The organism is Clavibacter capsici, from assembly GCF_001280205.1.
GTDB classification, from domain to species: domain Bacteria; phylum Actinomycetota; class Actinomycetes; order Actinomycetales; family Microbacteriaceae; genus Clavibacter; species Clavibacter capsici.
The window spans coordinates 1,030,555-1,046,893 of sequence record NZ_CP012573.1; the positions used below are offsets into that span (position 1 = coordinate 1,030,555).

Consider the following 16,339-nt stretch of genomic DNA (forward strand, 5'->3'; position numbering starts at 1 on the left):
GGCGCGGTCGGCGCGCCGTCAGCGCGCGCCGTCGGCCGGTGCCGCAGCCCGTGCGGCCTCGGCGTGGGCGAGCGCGGCGCCGCCGTCCCGGTGCGCGCGGTCGAGGTCGTCCGGATGCGCCTGGACCGCGGCCTCCAGCGCGTCCGCGGCGCGCACCAGCGCGAGGTGCGACAGCGCCTGCGGCACGTTGCCCGCCTGGCGCAGTCCGACCGGGTCGTACTCCTCGGAGAGCAGGCCGACGTCGTTGGAGAGCGCGACCAGCCGCTCCATCAGCGCGCGGCCGTCCGCCTCGCGGCCCGATCGCGCGTACTGCTCGACGAGCCAGAACGAGCAGGCGAGGAACGGGTACTCGCCCGCGGGCAGGCCGTCGACGCCCGCGCTCGTGTCGTAGCGCAGCAGGAAGCCCTCGTGCATGAGGGTGCGCTCCATCACCTCGACGGTCGCGAGCATGCGCGGGTCGTCGTAGGCGCAGAAGCCGGCCTGGGCGAGGATCAGCAGCGACGCGTCGACCTCGGTGGTGCCGTAGTGCTGGCGGAACGCGCCGGTGGCGGGGTCGACGCCCCGGTCGAGGATCTCGTCGCGCACCCGGTCGCGCAGCGCGCGCCACTGCTCCACGGGCCCGTCGAGCCCGTGCTTCTCGACGCCCTGCACGGCGCAGTCGAGCGCCGCCCAGATCATCGCCCGCGAGTGGGTGAAGTGCTGCTCCGCGCCGCGGATCTCCCAGATGCCGCTGTCCTGCCGCTCCCAGTTCTCCTCGACGAAGCCGATGAGGGCGCGCTGGAGCGGCCAGGAGAACTCGGTCTCGCCGACGCCCGCGTCGCGCGCGGCCTGGAGCGCGAGCATGACCTCGCCGATCACGTCGGCCTGGTACTGCTCGAACGCGCCGTTGCCCACGCGCACCGGGCCGGAGCCCTGGTAGCCGGGCAGGCTGTCGAGGTCGCGCTCGGGGAGGTACCGCTCGCCGCTCAGGCCGTACATGATCTGCACGTCGCCCGGGTCCCCCGCGATGGCGCGGAGGAGCCAGGTGCGCCACTCGTCGGCCTCGTCGTCGAAGCCGTGCGCGAGGAGCACCTCGAGGGTGAGCGAGGCGTCGCGCAGCCAGACGTAGCGGTAGTCCCAGTTGCGGGATCCGCCGAACTGCTCGGGCAGGCTCGTGGTCGCGGCGGCGACGATGCCGCCCGTGTCCTCGTGCGTGAGCGCGCGGAGCACGAGCAGCGACCGGCGGACGGCGGCCTGGTGCGGGCCGGAGTGCTCGATGGAGCTGGCCCAGCTCTCCCACCACTCGGTCGTGTGCTCGATCGCCCGGTCCACGTCGAACGCCGGCGGCTCGCTGCGGTGGGAGGGGTACCAGGTGAGGGTCGTGTCGACGGTCTCGCCCGCCGAGACGTCGAAGGAGACGCCGTGGTGGTGGTTCGTGGCCGTGAGCTCGGGGCCGCGGACGACCACCGCGTCGGGGCCGGCGACGGCGACGAGGCGCGGGTCGTCGCCGTCGAGCTTGCGGATCCACGGGAGCGCGGTCGCGTAGCCGAAGCGCAGGCGGAGGTCGCCCTGCATCCGGACGGTGCCGCTGATGCCGCGGACGCGCCGGACGACGTCCGCGCGTCGGTCGCCCATGGACATGAAGTCGGTGACCTCGACGGCGCCGTCGGGCGTCTCCCACCGGGTCCAGAGCACGAAGGTGTTGCCGAGGTAGGTGCGCAGGGAGACGGTGGCCTCGGGGTGGGCGGGGGCGAGGCGCCAGGATCCGTGCTCGTCCGTGCCGAGGAGCGCCCCGAACATCGACGCGGAGTCGAACCGCGGCAGGCACAGCCAGTCGATGGAGCCGTCCCGGCCGACCAGCGCTCCCGTGTGGCAGTCCCCGATGAGTGCGTAGTCCTCGATGCGCATGGCCATGGGCCATGGTCCCACGGCGCGCCTGCCGATCCCCGCCGCCCCGCGTAGCCTGGCCGCATGCCCGCGACCTCCACGCTCCTCATCCTCGGCGCCAGCGGCGACCTCTCCGCGCGCCTCCTCCTCCCCGGACTCGGCGAGCTCCTCGCCCACCGCCCCGACCTCGACCTCCAGCTGGTGGGCGCGGGGACGGAGGAGTGGGACGACGAGCGCTGGCGCGAGGTGGTCCGCACGTCGTTCGCGTCCCTCGGCGCGGAGGGCCCGGCCGTCGACCGCGTGCTCGCGGGCACCACCTACCAGTCCGCCGACGTGACGGCCGAGGCCGACCTCGAGCGCCTCATGGCCGCCTGCGAGGCCGCGCCCGCCGTCTACTTCGCGCTGCCGCCCGCGGTGACGGAGCGGGCCTGCGAGGCGATGACGCGGATCCAGCTGCCCGAGGGCACGTCGCTGTCGCTCGAGAAGCCGTTCGGCACCGACCTCGCGAGCGCGCAGGCCCTGAACCGCCTGCTCGCGACCCTCGTGCCGGAGGAGCGCACCCACCGGGTGGACCACTTCCTCGGCCGCTCGACGGTGCGCAACCTCCTCGGCCTCCGCTTCGCGAACCGCCTGCTCGAGCCGGTCTGGAACGCGCAGCACATCGCGAGCGTCGAGATCGTCTACGACGAGCAGCTCGCGCTCGAGGGGCGCGCCCGCTACTACGACGGCGCCGGGGCCCTGGCCGACATGATCCAGAGCCACCTGCTGCAGGTGATGGCGGTCTTCGCGATGGAGCCGCCCGCCACCACCGGCGCGCGCGACGTGCGCGACCAGAAGGCGCTCGTGCTGCGGGCGACGCGCGCGTGGGGAGGCGACCCCGTGGCCTCGTCGCGCCGGGCCAGGTACACGGCCGGCGACGTGGAGGGGCGCGAGCTCCCGGCCTACGCCGACGAGGCGGGCGTGGATCCCGCGCGCGGCACCGAGACCCTCGCCGAGATGACCGTCGAGATCGCGAACTGGCGCTGGGCCGGGGTGCCCTTCCGGCTGCGGTCGGGCAAGGCGATGGAGGACCACCGCCGCGAGATCGTCGTGACCTTCCAGCCCGCGCCGCACGTGCCCACGGGGCTCACGGGCGCGCACGAGCCCGACCGGATCCGCATCCTCATCGCGCCCGACGAGCTGCACCTGGAGCTCAACGTGAACGGCCCCGCCGACCCCGACGTCATCGACCGCGCCGAGCTCGTGACCGCGTTCGACGCGGGCGACCTGCCGCCGTACGGCCAGGTGATCGACGGCATCATCTCCGAGGACGAGAGCCTGTCGGTGCGCGGCGACACGGCCGAGGAGTGCTGGCGCATCGTCGAACCGGTCGTCGCCGCGTGGCGGGCCGGCGACGTGCCGCTCGAGGAGTACCCGGCCGGATCCGCCGGTCCCTGGGACGGTCCGCAGGTCGCGCCGAAGGGCTGACCGGCGCGCGCGACCCGCGGCCGGCTAGGCGCTGCGGACGGCGCGGAGCACCGCGGGCACCCGACGCGGGTCGCCCGCCAGCTCGGCGAGGGACCCGTCGAGCGGATCCTCGTCGAAGACGGCGAGCTCCCGCGCGACCGCGTCCTGCCGGGCCGACGCGTCGCGCCCCGCCGGTCCCGACGCGCGGGCGTCCTCGAGCGGCAGGCCGGCCGCGGCGGGGGAGGCGCCGAGCGCGAGGGCGACGTCGCGCGCGATGTGCGCCGTCATCAGCTCGTCGAAGAACCCGGCCGTGGTGTCGGGCGTGCGGCGGACGAGCGCCCAGGCGCCGTCGGGTCCGAAGTGGTGGGCGAGCGCGGCCTGGACGACCAGGGCGAGCGGGCGGAGGTCCGGCTCGGCGGCGGGCGCGGGGCCGTCCGGGGCGGCGGCGTCGACGGTCGGGGGAGCGGCGGCGTCCACGGGCTCGGCCTTGTGGGCGGGCACGTGCGTCGGGCGGATCGGACCGCCGTGCAGGCGGGCGGCGATGGCGGCGAGCTCGCCGGTCGCGAGCGAGACGGCCGGGGCGGCGGGCACGTGGTCGTCGGGCGCCGGATGCCGCTCGCCGGGCTGGGGGCCGGTCGCGGCGGGCGCGGCCTCGGTCGGGACGGACTTGCCTCTGCGCCACCGGAACATGATCCACGGCCTCCCCGATCGCATCAGCGACGATCGGGACCATCCTCATGCGCGACACGCCCGGGCGAGCCCGCGACACGCCGGGGATCCCGGGGCGGGGGCGCCCGTCGGCCCCCGCGTCGCGCCCCCTCCCGGGGAGCGCCTGCGACACTGGGATCCCGGGACAGCGCGGTCCGCCCCGACACCTGGAGGACCCGTGGACCTGCCCGCCCTGCTCGCCGTGCCCGCCGTCGCCGTGACCGTGACGCTGCTCGCCGCCGTCGCGGCCGCCCTGCTCGTGACCGGCGCCGTCGCCCTCGCCGTGCGCGTCGTCGCCCGCCGCCGCGAGTGGGCGGCCCGGCTCGTCCGGCGCGCCCGACGGCCGTTCCGCGTGCTGCTCGTGGTGCTGGCCGTGTGGATCGCGCTCCGGGCGTCGCTCGCGCCCGGCGAGCTGCGCGACGGCCTGGATCACCTGCTGCACGTCGTGACCATCGTCGCCGCGGCCTGGCTCGTCTGCGCGCTCGCGATCTTCTTCGAGGACCTCGGGCTCAGCCGCTACCGCGTGGACGTCGCCGACAACCGGGTCGCGCGCCGCGTGCGCACGCAGGTGCTCATCATCCGGCGCCTCACGGTGGTCGCGATCGTCGTCATCGCGATCGGCGCGATCCTCCTGACCTTCCCGGGCGCGCGGGCGGCGGGCGCGAGCGTGCTCGCCTCGGCCGGCCTCGTGTCGATCGTCGCGGGCCTCGCGGCGCAGTCGACGCTCGCGAACGTGTTCGCGGGGATGCAGCTCGCCTTCAGCGACGCGATCCGGGTCGACGACGTCGTCATCGTGGAGACGGAGTGGGGCCGCGTCGAGGAGATCACGCTGACCTACGTCGTGGTGCACATCTGGGACGACCGCCGCATGGTCCTGCCGTCCACGTACTTCACGACCACGCCGTTTCAGAACTGGACCCGCACCAAGTCCGAGCTGCTCGGCGCCGTCGAGCTCGACCTCGACTGGCGCGCCACCCCGGCGAGCATGCGCGAGGAGCTCGACCGCGTGCTCGCGACGACCGAGCTCTGGGACGGCCGCGTCTCCGTGCTGCAGGTGACCGACGCGGTGCACGGCTACGTGCGGATCCGCGTCCTCGTCTCGGCCGTCGACGCGCCCACGCTCTTCGACCTGCGCTGCCTCGTGCGCGAGCGCCTCGTCGCGTTCCTGCACGAGCACAGCCCGCAGTCGCTGCCCCGGACGCGCGTGCAGATGGTGGGAGCGCACGAGCCCGACGACGCTCCGCCGCCCGCACGACGCGGCGCGGAGGCGGATCCGACGGGGCTCTTCTCCGGCACGGCGCAGGGCGACTCGCGCGCGGGCCTGTTCACCGGCCCGATGTCGACCGTCCCCGCGGAGGAGCGCATCGACCTGGAGCCCGACGGCGACAGGTGGCGCACGCACGACTGACGCGCGCGCCCGGGTGGGCGCGCGCGTCGGCGGAGGGGGCGGCTAGTTGCCGATCTGCCCGTCGCGCGAGTCCTCGATGACCGTGCCGACGGCGATCGCCATCGTGATGCCCCAGCTCAGCCACATGAGGCCGAGCTTCCAGTCGCGCGGACCCCGGCGGGTGGTCTGGAGCGTGCTCCAGCCGCCGATCAGGGCGCTGAGGACGCTGCCGTTCAGGATGTACTTGCGCATGACACCTCCCAGTGTGCTTCCACGGTACCGGGATCCGGGCGCCCCGACCGCCGCCGCCGGGAGAGTGGGCCGCCGACGCCGTGGCGTCCCCTTTCCGCAGGCGGCGCGGGCTCCCGGCGGGCGGTGAGTACAGTGATCGCGGATCAGACAGGAGGCGCCCGTGCGCACAGCCCTCATCGGGGTGGTGCTCCTCGTCGTCGGCGCCGTCGCCGTGGCCACCGGAGCCCTCCCGCTCGACGACCTCGGCGTGCTGTACGAGCGGGTCTGGCCGATCCTCCTCTTCGTGGTCGCCATCACCGTGGTCACCGAGCTCGCGAGCGAGGCGGGCCTGTTCACGTGGATCGCCGAGCGCGCCGCGGGCCTCGGCCGGGGGCGCACGTGGGCCCTCTGGCTCGCGACCGTCGTGCTCGCCTGCCTCTGCACGATCTTCCTGTCGCTCGACACGACCGCGGTGCTCCTCACGCCCGTGGTCGTCGTGCTCGCGCGGCACTGCGGGCTGCCGCCGCTGCCCTTCGCGCTGACCACGGTGTGGCTCGCGAACACGGCGTCGCTGCTGCTGCCCGTCTCGAACCTCACCAACCTGCTCGCGGAGCACGAGCTCGGCGGCCTCGGCCCGGCCGGGTTCGCGGCGCTGACGGTCGCGCCGGCGCTCGTCGCCATCACGGTGCCCGTCCTCGCGATCCTCGTGATCCACCGCAGGGACCTCCTCACGCGCTACGAGGTCGGGGCGCCGACCGCGCCGACCGACCGCGTGCTGCTCGTCGGGAGCGCCGTGGTGGTGGGGCTGCTGGTGCCGGCGCTCGTCTCGGGCGTCGAGGTGTGGATCCCCGCGCTCGCCGCCGCCGTCGTCCTCGCTGTCCTCACGGCCGTCCGCCGCCCGCGCGCGCTCCGGCTGGGCCTGCTGCCGTGGCAGCTCGTGGTGTTCGCCTCGGGCCTCTTCATCGTGATGGAGGCGGCGCAGTCCCTCGGGCTCACCGCGGTCATGGCCGCGATCTCCGGGCAGGGCCAGGACGCGGCGTCGCTGTTCCGCCTCGCGGGCGTCGCGACGCTGAGCGCCAACGCGGTCGACAACCTGCCGGCGTACCTCGCGCTCGAGCCCGTGGCCGGATCCCCGGAGCGCCTCGTCGCGATCCTCGTGGGCGTCAACGCGGGCCCGCTCATCACGCCGTGGGCGTCGCTCGCGACCCTGCTCTGGCACGAGCGGCTCGTGAGCATGGGGGTGCACATCCGGTGGTCGCGCTACGTGCTGCTCGGTCTCGTGGTGGCCCCGCTCACCGTCGGCCTCGCGATGCTCGCCTTCGTGCTCACGCGCTGATCCGACGCCGCCGCCTGGCAGGGGCCTGGCAGTCTGACCGATCGTGCAGGACCTGACCGATCGGTCGACATAGGCTCGTCGGGTGACCCGCACCCCCCGCGCCTCCGCGAGCGACGAGCTCCGCCCCATCGCCGCCGCGCGCTTCGCCCGCGACGGCTTCCAGGCGACGTCGCTGCAGCAGATCGCCGACGAGGCCGGCTACTCCAAGTCCAGCGTGCTCTACCACTTCGCCTCCAAGGAGGCGCTGCTCGACGCCTTGCTCGAGCCCACGATCGACGCGCTCGCCGAGGTCATCGACCGCGCCGACTCCATCCGCGGCGACGCCGACGCCCGGCGCCTGTTCGTCGAGCGCTTCATCGACTTCCTCCTGCTGCACCGGCACGAGGTCGCGCTCTTCATCACGCAGGGACGCTCGCTCGGGCACCTCGCCGTGATCGAGCGCGCGAACGACCTCGTGCGCACGCTCGGCGAGACCGCCGGCGCGCTCGACAGCACGCTCGACCAGCTGCGCTTCGGCGTGGCGCTCGGCGGCGCGGCGTACATCCTCGCCGCGAGCGACGACTGGTCCACCAACGAGCCCCTGCCCGACGACGAGATCAGGGCCGCTCTCGTCGTGGTCGTGGGGGAGCTGCTCGCCCCCCTCGGCACCCGCACCGCCTGATCCCCCGCACCGCACCCGCACGTCCCCACCCAAGGAGAGCCACCCGCCCATGGCCACGCTTCTGTACCGGCTCGGCCGGATCTCGTTCCTCCACCCGTGGCGCGTCGTCGCCGCGTGGATCCTCGTCCTCGGCATCCTGCTCGGCGGCGGCCTCGCGCTCGGCGGGAAGACCCAGGAGTCGTTCGCGATCCCGGGCACGGAGTCGCAGGAGGCCATCGACCGGCTCGCCGCCGTGTTCCCGCAGGCCGCGGGCGCCAGCGCGCAGATCGTGACCCAGGCGCCGGACGGCGCGAAGGTCACCGACGACGCCGAGAAGGCCGCCATCGAGGCGACCGCGACGGCCGCCGCCGACGTGCCGGGCGTGGAGACGGCGCTGTCGCCCTTCTCCGAGTACGCGACCGACGCCGTCTCGGAGGACGGCACCGTGGCGATCACGACCGTGCAGTTCGCGGGGCAGAGCGACCAGGTGACGGACGCCACGCTCGACGCGCTGAAGGGGTCGGCGCAGGCGGCGACCGACGCGGGGCTGCGGGTGTCGTTCGGCGGCCAGGTGTTCCAGGACGTCCACTACGGCGTCACGGTGACGGAGGCGTTCGGCGTGCTCTTCGCGGGCCTCGTGCTCGTGATCACGTTCGGGTCGCTCCTCGCGGCGGGGCTGCCGCTCCTCGGGGCGCTCGTCGGCGTGGCCGCCTCCTCGGGCGCGCTGCTGGCCGCCGCGTCCTTCGTCACGGTCTCGAGCGCGTCGCCGCTCCTCGCGGTGATGATCGGCCTCGCCGTCGGCATCGACTACGCCCTCTTCATCCTCATGCGGCACCGGACGCAGCTCGCCAACGGCATGCCCGTTGAGCGCTCGGCGGCGACCGCGGTGGCGACCGCCGGCAGCGCCGTGATCTTCGCGGGCGTGACGGTGATCATCGCGCTGCTGGGGCTGCTCGTGGTGCAGATCCCGTTCCTCACGGTGATGGGGCTCGGCGCCGCCTTCGCGGTGCTGCTCGCGATGGGCGTCGCGACCACGCTGCTGCCGGCCATGCTGGGCCTCGCGGGGGAGCGGCTCCGGCCGAAGGAGGGCTCCCGGGCGGCCCGCCGCGCGACGGCGCAGGCCGAGGGCACGCAGCGGACGCTCGGCGCGCGCTGGGTGAAGGTCGTCACGAAGGTGCCGATCATCCCCGTCGTGATCGTCATCGGCATCGCCGGGCTCCTCGCCGTGCCCGCGTCGCAGCTGCAGCTGGGCCTGCCGAGCGGGGCGACGGAGCCCGCCGGATCCACCAGCCGCGTCGCGTACGACACCGTCTCGGACGCGTTCGGGCCGGGCCACAACGGGCCGCTCGTCGTGCTCGTCGACATCACGCAGACCACCGACCCGATCGGCGTGCTGAAGGACATCGGCGACGAGATCCGCGGCCTCGACGACGTGGCGTTCGTGGGTGCGGGCACCCCGAACCCGTCGGTCGACACCGCGATCATCCAGGTCGTGCCGGACAGCCCGCCCGAGTCGGCGGAGACGACGGCGCTCATGCAGTCGATCCGCGACCTCGCGCCCGGCCTCCACGACCGCTACGACACGCGCGTGTCCGTCACGGGCACGACCGCCGTGCAGAACGACATCTCGCAGCGGCTCGACCAGGCGCTGGTGCCGTTCGGGATCGTGGTGGTGGGTCTGTCGATCATCCTGCTGATGATCGTGTTCCGGTCGATCTTCGTGCCGGTCAAGGCCGCGGTGGGCTTCCTGCTGAGCGTCATCGTGTCGTTCGGCACGGTCGTCGCGATCTTCCAGGACGGGCTGTTCGCGGACGCCCTCGGGGTCACGCCCGGCCCCATCCTCAGCTTCATGCCGATCCTGCTGATGGCGATCCTGTTCGGCCTCGCCATGGACTACGAGGTGTTCCTCGTCTCCGGCATGCGCGAGGACTTCGTGCACCACGGCGACGCGAGGCGCGCCATCGTCACCGGCTTCTCGGGCGCCGCCCGCGTCGTCACGGCCGCCGCGCTCATCATGTTCTTCGTCTTCGCGGCCTTCGTGCCCGAGGGCGCGGGCGTGATCAAGACCATCGCGCTCGGCCTCGCGGTCGGCATCTTCTTCGACGCCTTCCTCGTGCGCATGACGCTCGTGCCCGCCGCCATGGCGCTGCTCGGGAAGCGCGCGTGGTGGATCCCGCGCTGGCTCGACCGGATCCTCCCGGACGTCGACATCGAGGGCGAGGGGCTCCGCGAGCACCAGGACGACGTCGACTGGGCGCGCGCGTCCGGCGCCGCCGTCGCGGCCGAGCGGCTCGTCGCGGGGGTGCCCGGACGCCGGCTCGCGCCCGTCGACCTCAGCGCGCCGGCCGGATCCCTCGTGCTCGTCGAGGGCGACGTCGCCGACCGCCGGCTCCTCGGCGCCACGCTCGGGCCCGGCTCGCGCCGGTCTCGGGCCGCGCGCAGGTCGCCGGGCACCCGCTCGCGTCGGAGTCGGGCCGCGTGCTCACGAGCGTCGCGATGGCCGACCTCGGCCGGGTCGACCGCGTGGACGCGGGCGTGACGGTGGGGGACCTCCTCGCCGAGCGCATCGACCTGTCCGAGCCCATGGGCCGCCGCCGCGGCGCCCGCGCCCGGCAGGCCGAGTGGCTGGACAGGATCGCCGCTGCGGCCGACGCCGCCGGCGCCCGCCGCATCGGCGCCGACGACCCCGTCGGATCGCTGCTGCCGCTCGAGCGCGCCATCGCCCTCACTGCCGTCGCCGCGTCGGGACGCGCCCCCGTGCTCGTGCTCGACGTGGTGGATCCCTTCCCGGACGCCGCCGCCGAGCGCGCGTTCCTCGCCGCCCTGCCCGAGCTCGTGCACGAGAGCACGACCGTCCTCCTGGGCGCGCCGTGGTTCCCGGACGACCACGGCATCCCCGGGCGGCCCACCGTCCGCCTCCGGCTCGGCGCGGACGACGGCACCCCCGAGTCCACCGCCGCCGATCAGCCCGTCACGACCGTCCCGACCGTCGAGGAGACCCGCCGATGACCACCCGCTCCGCACGCCGACGCCTCGCCGTCGCCCTCGTCGCGATCGTGCCCCTCGCGGTCGCCGGCCTCTTCATCGGCTCACTCTCCGACGTCGCGAAGGGCGTCGAGCGCGTGCCCGCCGCCATCGTCAACCAGGACGAGATGGTGCAGCAGAAGGCGCCGGACGGCACCGAGTCGCCCGTGCTCGCCGGCCGCCTGCTCGTCACGCAGCTGACCTCCGATGACAACCAGGCCTTCGACTGGACCATCACCAACGCCGACGAGGCCGAGCGGATGCTCGACGACGGCGAGGTCTACGCGGTGCTGACGGTGCCGGAGGACTTCTCCGCGTCGATCGTGTCGCTGTCGACGGACGCCCCGCAGCGGGCGCAGATCAGCGTGCGGACGGACGACGCGCACGGCTACCTGACGGGCGCGGCCACGCAGGCCGTGGGCGTCGGCATGACGAGCGTGTTCGGCAACGCCATCACGTCGCAGTTCGTCTCCGGGATCTACACGACCTTCGGGAGCCTCAAGGGCTCGCTGACGGACGCCGGCGACGGCGCGGGGAAGCTGGCCGACGGCGCGACGCAGCTGTCCTCCGGCGCCACGACGCTCGGCGACGGGATCACGCAGCTCGGCGACGGCATCGGCCGCACCCAGCAGGGCGCGTCGCAGCTCGCCGACGGCCTCGGCACCTACACGGGCGGCGTCTCCCAGCTCTCCTCGGGGCTCGACCGGCTCCAGACCGGGGCCGCGGGGCTCTCGCAGGTCTCCGACGGCGTGGGGCGGTACGCGGGCGGGGCCGGGCAGATCGCGACCCAGGTGCAGGGGATCCGGCAGCAGCTGTCGGCGGATCCGCGCACCGCGCCCATCGCGGCGCAGCTCGCGCCGCTCGAGCAGGGGCTCGACCAGTACGCGGCCGAGGGGCAGACCCTCGCGACGCAGACGGCCGCCGGGATCCAGGGCGTGCAGCAGGGCATCGGCCAGAGCGCGTCCGGCGCGTCGCAGCTCGCGGCCAACGGCGGCGCGCTCGTCTCCGGGGCGCGGCAGCTGAGCGACGGCCTCGGCCAGCTCCGCACCGGCGCCTCGGGCGCGGCCACCGGCGCGGGCGACCTCGCCACGGGCGCCACCTCGCTCTCCACGGGCGCCACCGAGCTCGGCCGGGGTCTCGCGCAGGGCGCGGAGCAGATCCCGTCGCTCGACGCCGACCAGGCGTCGTCCGCCTCGGGCGTCGTCGCGGATCCCGTCGGCCTGACGGTCGAGCGCGAGAACGAGATCGGCAGCCCGGGCGACGCCGTCGCCGCGATCTTCGTGCCCATCGGCCTGTGGGTCGGCGCCTTCGCGACCTTCCTCGTGCTGCGCCCGGCCGCCCGACGGCTCCTCGCGTCGTCGGCCGCGACCGGCCGCGTCATGGGACGCGTGCTCGCGCGGGCCGCGCTCATCGCCCTGGCCCAGGTCGTGCTGCTGGTCGCGCTCGTGCACGCCGCCCTCGGCCTGTCGGTCGCGGCGCTGCCCGCGACCCTCGGGTTCGCGGCCGTCACCGCGGCGGCGTTCACGGCGATCCACTACCTGCTCCGGCAGGCGTTCGGCCGCACCGGCATGGTGGTGTCGCTGATCCTGCTGGCGATCCAGGCCGCGGCGATGGGCGGCGTGGTGCCGCTCCAGCTCGTCGCCGCGCCGTTCCAGGCGCTCAGCCCGTTCCTGCCGCTCACCTACGCGGCCTCGGGCATGCAGGCGATCATCGCGGGCGGCGCTCCCGGCGTGGCCTGGGGATCCGCGGGCATGCTCGCCGTCTTCCTGCTGCTGAGCCTCGCGGTGTCGTACCTCGTGACGCGGCGGTCCCGGCGGGCGCGGAGCCTCGGGCTCGTGCCGGGAGCCGCGCCCTCGTCGGTCGCCGTCGCCGTCTGATCCCGGCGCGCCCTCCGCCCGCTGGGGAGGGCGCGCCCGGGCGGCGCCGCCGTGGTCGTACGCTCCTGAGAACCATTCTCGGAAAGCGGGCACCATGCGCATCCCCTCCCTCCTCGCCGCCGGCGCCGCCGCCCTCGGCCTCGTCGCGGGATCCCTCGCGGCCCCCGCGTCCGCCGCGGACGCGGCCCCGCGCGCGCGGTGGCTGCTCGTGGCGGACGCGTCCGCGCACGCCGTCTCCGTCGTCGACGCGTCCACCGGCCGGACGACCGGCGCGCTGCCGGGCGCGGTCCTCGGGACGCACGCGGGGGTGATCCAGATGGGACACGGTCGCGTGGCCTTCGTCGACGAGTCCGGACCGCGCCTCGACGTGGTGGACATCGCCGCGTCGGGCGTCCCCCGCATCGCCTCCTCCACGCCCATCCCGGCCGTCGCCGGAGCGTGGACCCGCGCCGGCTGGATCGCGGACGACCCCGGGCACCGCCTCATCGCGGTCGGTTCGGACATCGACGGGTCCACCACGCAGCAGGTCACCGTGGTCGACACCCGCAGGCGGCTGGCGCGCACCGTGACCATCCGCACGAGCGAGGTGACCCTCGCCACGACGGGGGAGCGCGGCACCGAGGAGATGGAGACGTTCCTCGTCGGCTCGCCGCTGCGGCTCGTCGTGAGCGCGGGAGGCCGCTTCGACGCGTACGACGTCGCGGCGATCCTCGGCGGCGACACGGCCCCCTCGCCCGTGGCGTCGACGCCCCTCGGCGCGTACCCGCACGGGCCCGTCGCGGACGCGCGCGGCACCGCGATCGGGTCGACCCTGCACGACGGGATCGAGACGGTGCCGCTCACCCGGGGCGGGTTCGGCGCGTCCGCGGCCCGCGCCTACCCCGAGCCCGCCGGGCAGAGCTACCGGCCGCGCATGGCGCCGGACGGCGAGACCGCCGTGGGGACGCAGACCGGCACGGGGCCGGGGGCGCCCACGCTCCTCACGTCGTCGTCGATGCACCGCGGGGCCGTCGCGAGCGTGGCGCTCGGATCGGGCACATCGACGCGCGCCGTCGTCACCCCCGCGTACGCGGCCGCCGTCGTGACGGCGGACGGCGTGGACACGCTGTCCCTCGTGGCTCGCGGCCGGTCGGGGCTGTACGACGGCGCCGTGACGACGGTGCGGCTGCCGACGCTCGGGCAGTCGCCGGGTGCCGGATCCACGGCGCGGTTCCTCGCCGCGTCCGACGACGGCTCCGAGCTGTTCCTGTCCCGGGCCGGCACGGGATCCGTCCTCGAGATCGACGTCGCGGGCACGACGGCGACGGTGCGCGGCACGATCGCCGTGCCCTCCGCGCTCCCGGACGGCGGCTACCTCGCCACGGTGGATCCGCTCCAGCGCCCCTACGACCTCAGCGGGCGCTGACGGGGGGACCCGCTCCCGACGCGACGAGGGCCGCCCGGTTCCCCGGGCGGCCCTCGTCGTGCGTCGTGCGTGCGCTCGGCGCTACAGCGCGAGCGCGATGCGCCCGCTGTACACGCGGGTCACGGGCGGCGCGGCCAGCACCTCGCCGAGGCGCGCGGCGCCCTCGGGCGTAGCACGCCAGGCGACGTAGGCGTCGTGGTCGGCGGTGGTCGCCCACTGCTCCACGACGACCATGCGGGCGGGATCCGCGTCGTCGACGAGGACCTCGAGGCCCTCGTTGCCGTGGAAGGCGCGCGTGGCCTGCAGGGTCTCAGCGAGGACGTCGGCGACGTCGCCGAGTCGGCTCTCGTCGACCTGGATCTCGAGGTGCACGGTGGTGCTCATGGTGTCTCCGGTCCCGACGTCGGGCCGGCGTGGCCTCGCGCGACGTCGATCATGTGCGGGGGCGTTCCCCTGCCCCATCCAACCGGGCGCACCTGGACGTGCATTCCGCGCCCGGCCCGCGGGCGTGTCGGCCGCGCGCTCGGCGACCGCCCGGGATCACTTGTCGCGGCGGAGCGCCGTGCGGAGCCGCTGGTACCCCGACATCACGGGAGGCGCGACGGGCGTCCTCTCGGGCGCCGTGTCGAGCCGCAGCTGGCGCTGCGCGAACTCGCGCGTCTCGACGAGCATGGCGAGCCGCTGGTCCTCGTCCTTGGCCTTGCGCGTGTTGACCTCGGCGACGACGCCGCCCTGCCAGCCCTGCTCGGCGAGCCAGCGCAGCGTCTCCGCGACGGGCTGCGTGCCGCGGCCGGGGAGGAGGTGCTCGTCGAGGATGCGGCCGTCGTCCTGCGAGCCGGATCCGTCGCAGAGGTGCACGTGGCGCAGGCGCGGGCCGAGGGCCTTGGCCATCTCGAGCGCGTCCTGGCCGGAGAGGGAGGCGTGCGAGAAGTCGAGCGTGGTGGCGTCGCAGTCCATGTCGCGCGGATCCCATCCGGGGGAGTACGCCTTCATGCTGCGACCGGCGACCTGCCACGGGAACATGTTCTCGACCGCGATCTCGACGCCCGTCTCCGTCTGGATGGAGCGCACGATCTCGAGGAACGACTCCGCGTAGCCCGCCTGCCAGCGGAACGGCGGGTGCACGACGACGGCGGGCGCGCCGACCGCGTGCGCGAGCTCGGCCGACCGCTCCAGCTTCACCTGGGGGTCCCGGCCCCACACGAAGTGGGTGAGCAGCAGCACCGGCGCGTGGATGGAGAGGATGGGCAGCCCGTGCTTCTCCGACATGGCGCGGAGGGCGGCGGCGTCCTGGGTGACCCGGTCGTTCGTCACCATGATCTCGACGCCGTCGAAGCCGGCGCGCTTGGCCATCACGAAGGCGTTCTCGACGGGCTGGGGGTACACGCAGGTCGTGCTCATGCCTACTCGGATCACGTCGGCGAGCGTACCCGGCGACGCTGGGCCCCCGGGGTACGCGGGAGGTCCGGCGCGTGTCGGGTGCGCGACGCGGACAGGGGCGGTCGGCATGCTGGAGGGGCGCGACGGGCGGATCCGCCGCGCCAGGGAGGTGGCCGCATGACGGCAGCGGGAGGGGACGGGCGCGACCGGGGCGCGTTCCGCAAGGAGCGGGCGGATGCGCCGCGCGGCTTCTTCGAGGCGGAGGCCGCGGGGCTGGCGTGGCTGGCCGAGGCGGAGCCGGACGGGGGAGCGCGCGTGGTCCGCGTGCTCGACGTCGTGCCCGGCCGCATCGACCTCGAGCGCCTGGAGACCGCGCGGCCCACGCGGGAAGCCGCACGGGCGCTCGGCACGGCGCTCGCCGCGACGCACGCCGCCGGGGCGCCCGCGTTCGGATCCCCGCCACCCGGGCTCGACGGCCCCGCGTTCATCGGGCGGCAGCCGCTGTCGGTCCGCGCTCCCGAGGACGCCGCGGCCTCGGAGGGATGGGGCGCCTGGTACGCCCGCGAGCGCGTGCTCCCGTACCTCCGCCGCGCGGTCGACGCGGGCAACGCGACCGCGGCCCAGGCGTCCGACGTGGAGCGGGCGTGCGGCCTCGCCGCCGACGGCCGGTTCGACGACCAGGCGCCGCCCGCCCGGATCCACGGCGACCTGTGGGCGGGCAACGTGCAGTGGACGGACGACGGCGCCGTGCTCATCGACCCGGCGGCGCACGGCGGCCACCGGGAGACCGACCTCGCCATGCTCGCGCTCTTCGGCTGCCCCGGCCTCGACGACCTCCTCGGCGCCTACGCCGACACCGGGTCCCTCGCCGCCGGCTGGCGCGACCGCGTGCCGCTGCACCAGCTGCATCCGCTCGCCGTGCACGCCGCGTCGCACGGCCCCTCCTACGGCGACGCCCTCCACGACGCGGCCCGGGCCGTGCTCCGGATGTGATGCCGGGGAGCGCGCGACCCCCGGTCACGGAGCGGCCGGGCTGGTA

The 16,339-nt window shown here is 75.2% G+C and carries 14 protein-coding genes; 9 read left to right on the forward strand and 5 right to left on the reverse strand.

Features of this window, described 5'->3' with window-relative positions:
• Positions 1 to 18: 18 nt before the first annotated feature.
• Positions 19 to 1,893 (reverse strand): glycoside hydrolase family 15 protein, encoded by a 1,875-nt coding sequence (locus AES38_RS04925; RefSeq protein ID WP_053774037.1) that lies wholly within the window; start codon positions 1,891 to 1,893, stop codon positions 19 to 21.
• 57 nt (positions 1,894 to 1,950) lie between these two features.
• Here AES38_RS04925 and AES38_RS04930 point away from each other — a divergent pair, with 57 nt between their 5' ends.
• Positions 1,951 to 3,333 (forward strand): glucose-6-phosphate dehydrogenase, encoded by a 1,383-nt coding sequence (locus AES38_RS04930; RefSeq protein WP_053774038.1) that lies wholly within the window; start codon positions 1,951 to 1,953, stop codon positions 3,331 to 3,333.
• A gap of 24 nt (positions 3,334 to 3,357) precedes the next feature.
• Here the strand turns inward: AES38_RS04930 and AES38_RS04935 are convergent, their stop codons facing one another.
• Entirely contained in the window at positions 3,358 to 4,002 is a 645-nt protein-coding gene (locus tag AES38_RS04935; protein WP_244629236.1) for a hypothetical protein, read from the reverse strand.
• Between the two features lie 196 nt (positions 4,003 to 4,198).
• Here AES38_RS04935 and AES38_RS04940 point away from each other — a divergent pair, with 196 nt between their 5' ends.
• Positions 4,199 to 5,428: a mechanosensitive ion channel family protein gene (locus AES38_RS04940; protein ID WP_081001844.1), complete on the forward strand. Its 1,230-nt coding sequence runs from the start codon at positions 4,199 to 4,201 to the stop codon at positions 5,426 to 5,428.
• Between the two features lie 42 nt (positions 5,429 to 5,470).
• Here the strand turns inward: AES38_RS04940 and AES38_RS04945 are convergent, their stop codons facing one another.
• Positions 5,471 to 5,659 (reverse strand): hypothetical protein, encoded by a 189-nt coding sequence (locus AES38_RS04945; protein WP_043670518.1) that lies wholly within the window; start codon positions 5,657 to 5,659, stop codon positions 5,471 to 5,473.
• Positions 5,660 to 5,819: 160 nt separating this feature from the next.
• Here AES38_RS04945 and AES38_RS04950 point away from each other — a divergent pair, with 160 nt between their 5' ends.
• The 6 genes from AES38_RS04950 to AES38_RS04970 all read left to right on the forward strand — a co-directional run bounded on the left by AES38_RS04950 (position 5,820) and on the right by AES38_RS04970 (position 13,920).
• On the forward strand, positions 5,820 to 6,974 hold the full coding sequence (locus AES38_RS04950; RefSeq protein WP_053774039.1) for an SLC13 family permease: 1,155 nt from the start codon (positions 5,820 to 5,822) through the stop codon (positions 6,972 to 6,974).
• A gap of 82 nt (positions 6,975 to 7,056) precedes the next feature.
• Positions 7,057 to 7,635 carry a TetR/AcrR family transcriptional regulator gene (locus AES38_RS04955; protein WP_053774040.1) on the forward strand — a complete coding sequence of 193 codons (579 nt, stop codon included), beginning with the start codon at positions 7,057 to 7,059 and terminating at the stop codon, positions 7,633 to 7,635.
• Between the two features lie 49 nt (positions 7,636 to 7,684).
• Entirely contained in the window at positions 7,685 to 10,153 is a 2,469-nt protein-coding gene (locus tag AES38_RS04960; protein WP_256998873.1) for an MMPL family transporter, read from the forward strand.
• Entirely contained in the window at positions 10,093 to 10,623 is a 531-nt protein-coding gene (locus tag AES38_RS16235) for a hypothetical protein (RefSeq protein ID WP_256998874.1), read from the forward strand. Before AES38_RS04960 ends, AES38_RS16235 begins: the two co-directional genes overlap by 61 nt.
• The gene (locus tag AES38_RS04965) at positions 10,620 to 12,515 is read left to right on the forward strand and encodes a YhgE/Pip domain-containing protein (protein WP_053774041.1); all 1,896 of its coding nucleotides are present in this window, start codon (positions 10,620 to 10,622) and stop codon (positions 12,513 to 12,515) included. The genes AES38_RS16235 and AES38_RS04965 overlap by 4 nt, the downstream gene beginning before the upstream one ends.
• A gap of 94 nt (positions 12,516 to 12,609) precedes the next feature.
• A complete protein-coding gene (locus AES38_RS04970; RefSeq protein ID WP_053774042.1) occupies positions 12,610 to 13,920 on the forward strand; it encodes a hypothetical protein in 1,311 nt (436 codons plus the stop codon).
• 81 nt (positions 13,921 to 14,001) lie between these two features.
• On the opposite strand, the gene AES38_RS04975 is transcribed toward AES38_RS04970, so the two are convergent.
• On the reverse strand, positions 14,002 to 14,304 hold the full coding sequence (locus tag AES38_RS04975) for a putative quinol monooxygenase (RefSeq protein WP_053774043.1): 303 nt from the start codon (positions 14,302 to 14,304) through the stop codon (positions 14,002 to 14,004).
• 156 nt (positions 14,305 to 14,460) lie between these two features.
• Positions 14,461 to 15,336, reverse strand: coding sequence for a sugar phosphate isomerase/epimerase family protein (locus AES38_RS04980; protein ID WP_053774044.1), 876 nt, complete (start codon positions 15,334 to 15,336; stop codon positions 14,461 to 14,463).
• A gap of 141 nt (positions 15,337 to 15,477) precedes the next feature.
• Here AES38_RS04980 and AES38_RS04985 point away from each other — a divergent pair, with 141 nt between their 5' ends.
• Positions 15,478 to 16,293, forward strand: a complete 816-nt coding sequence (locus tag AES38_RS04985) for a fructosamine kinase family protein (protein ID WP_053774045.1) — start codon at positions 15,478 to 15,480, stop codon at positions 16,291 to 16,293.
• The last annotated feature ends 46 nt before the right edge of the window (positions 16,294 to 16,339 follow it).

Bases quoted from the DNA above. Each gene is read 5' to 3' on its own strand.
- AES38_RS04925 (WP_053774037.1), bottom strand. From the start codon at position 1,893: ATGGCCATGCGCATCGAGGACTACGCACTCATCGGGGACTGCCACACG.
- AES38_RS04930 (WP_053774038.1), top strand. From the start codon at position 1,951: ATGCCCGCGACCTCCACGCTCCTCATCCTCGGCGCCAGCGGCGACCTC.
- AES38_RS04935 (WP_244629236.1), bottom strand. From the start codon at position 4,002: ATGTTCCGGTGGCGCAGAGGCAAGTCCGTCCCGACCGAGGCCGCGCCC.
- AES38_RS04945 (WP_043670518.1), bottom strand. From the start codon at position 5,659: ATGCGCAAGTACATCCTGAACGGCAGCGTCCTCAGCGCCCTGATCGGC.
- AES38_RS04960 (WP_256998873.1), top strand. From the start codon at position 7,685: ATGGCCACGCTTCTGTACCGGCTCGGCCGGATCTCGTTCCTCCACCCG.
- AES38_RS04965 (WP_053774041.1), top strand. From the start codon at position 10,620: ATGACCACCCGCTCCGCACGCCGACGCCTCGCCGTCGCCCTCGTCGCG.
- AES38_RS04970 (WP_053774042.1), top strand. From the start codon at position 12,610: ATGCGCATCCCCTCCCTCCTCGCCGCCGGCGCCGCCGCCCTCGGCCTC.
- AES38_RS04975 (WP_053774043.1), bottom strand. From the start codon at position 14,304: ATGAGCACCACCGTGCACCTCGAGATCCAGGTCGACGAGAGCCGACTC.
- AES38_RS04985 (WP_053774045.1), top strand. From the start codon at position 15,478: ATGACGGCAGCGGGAGGGGACGGGCGCGACCGGGGCGCGTTCCGCAAG.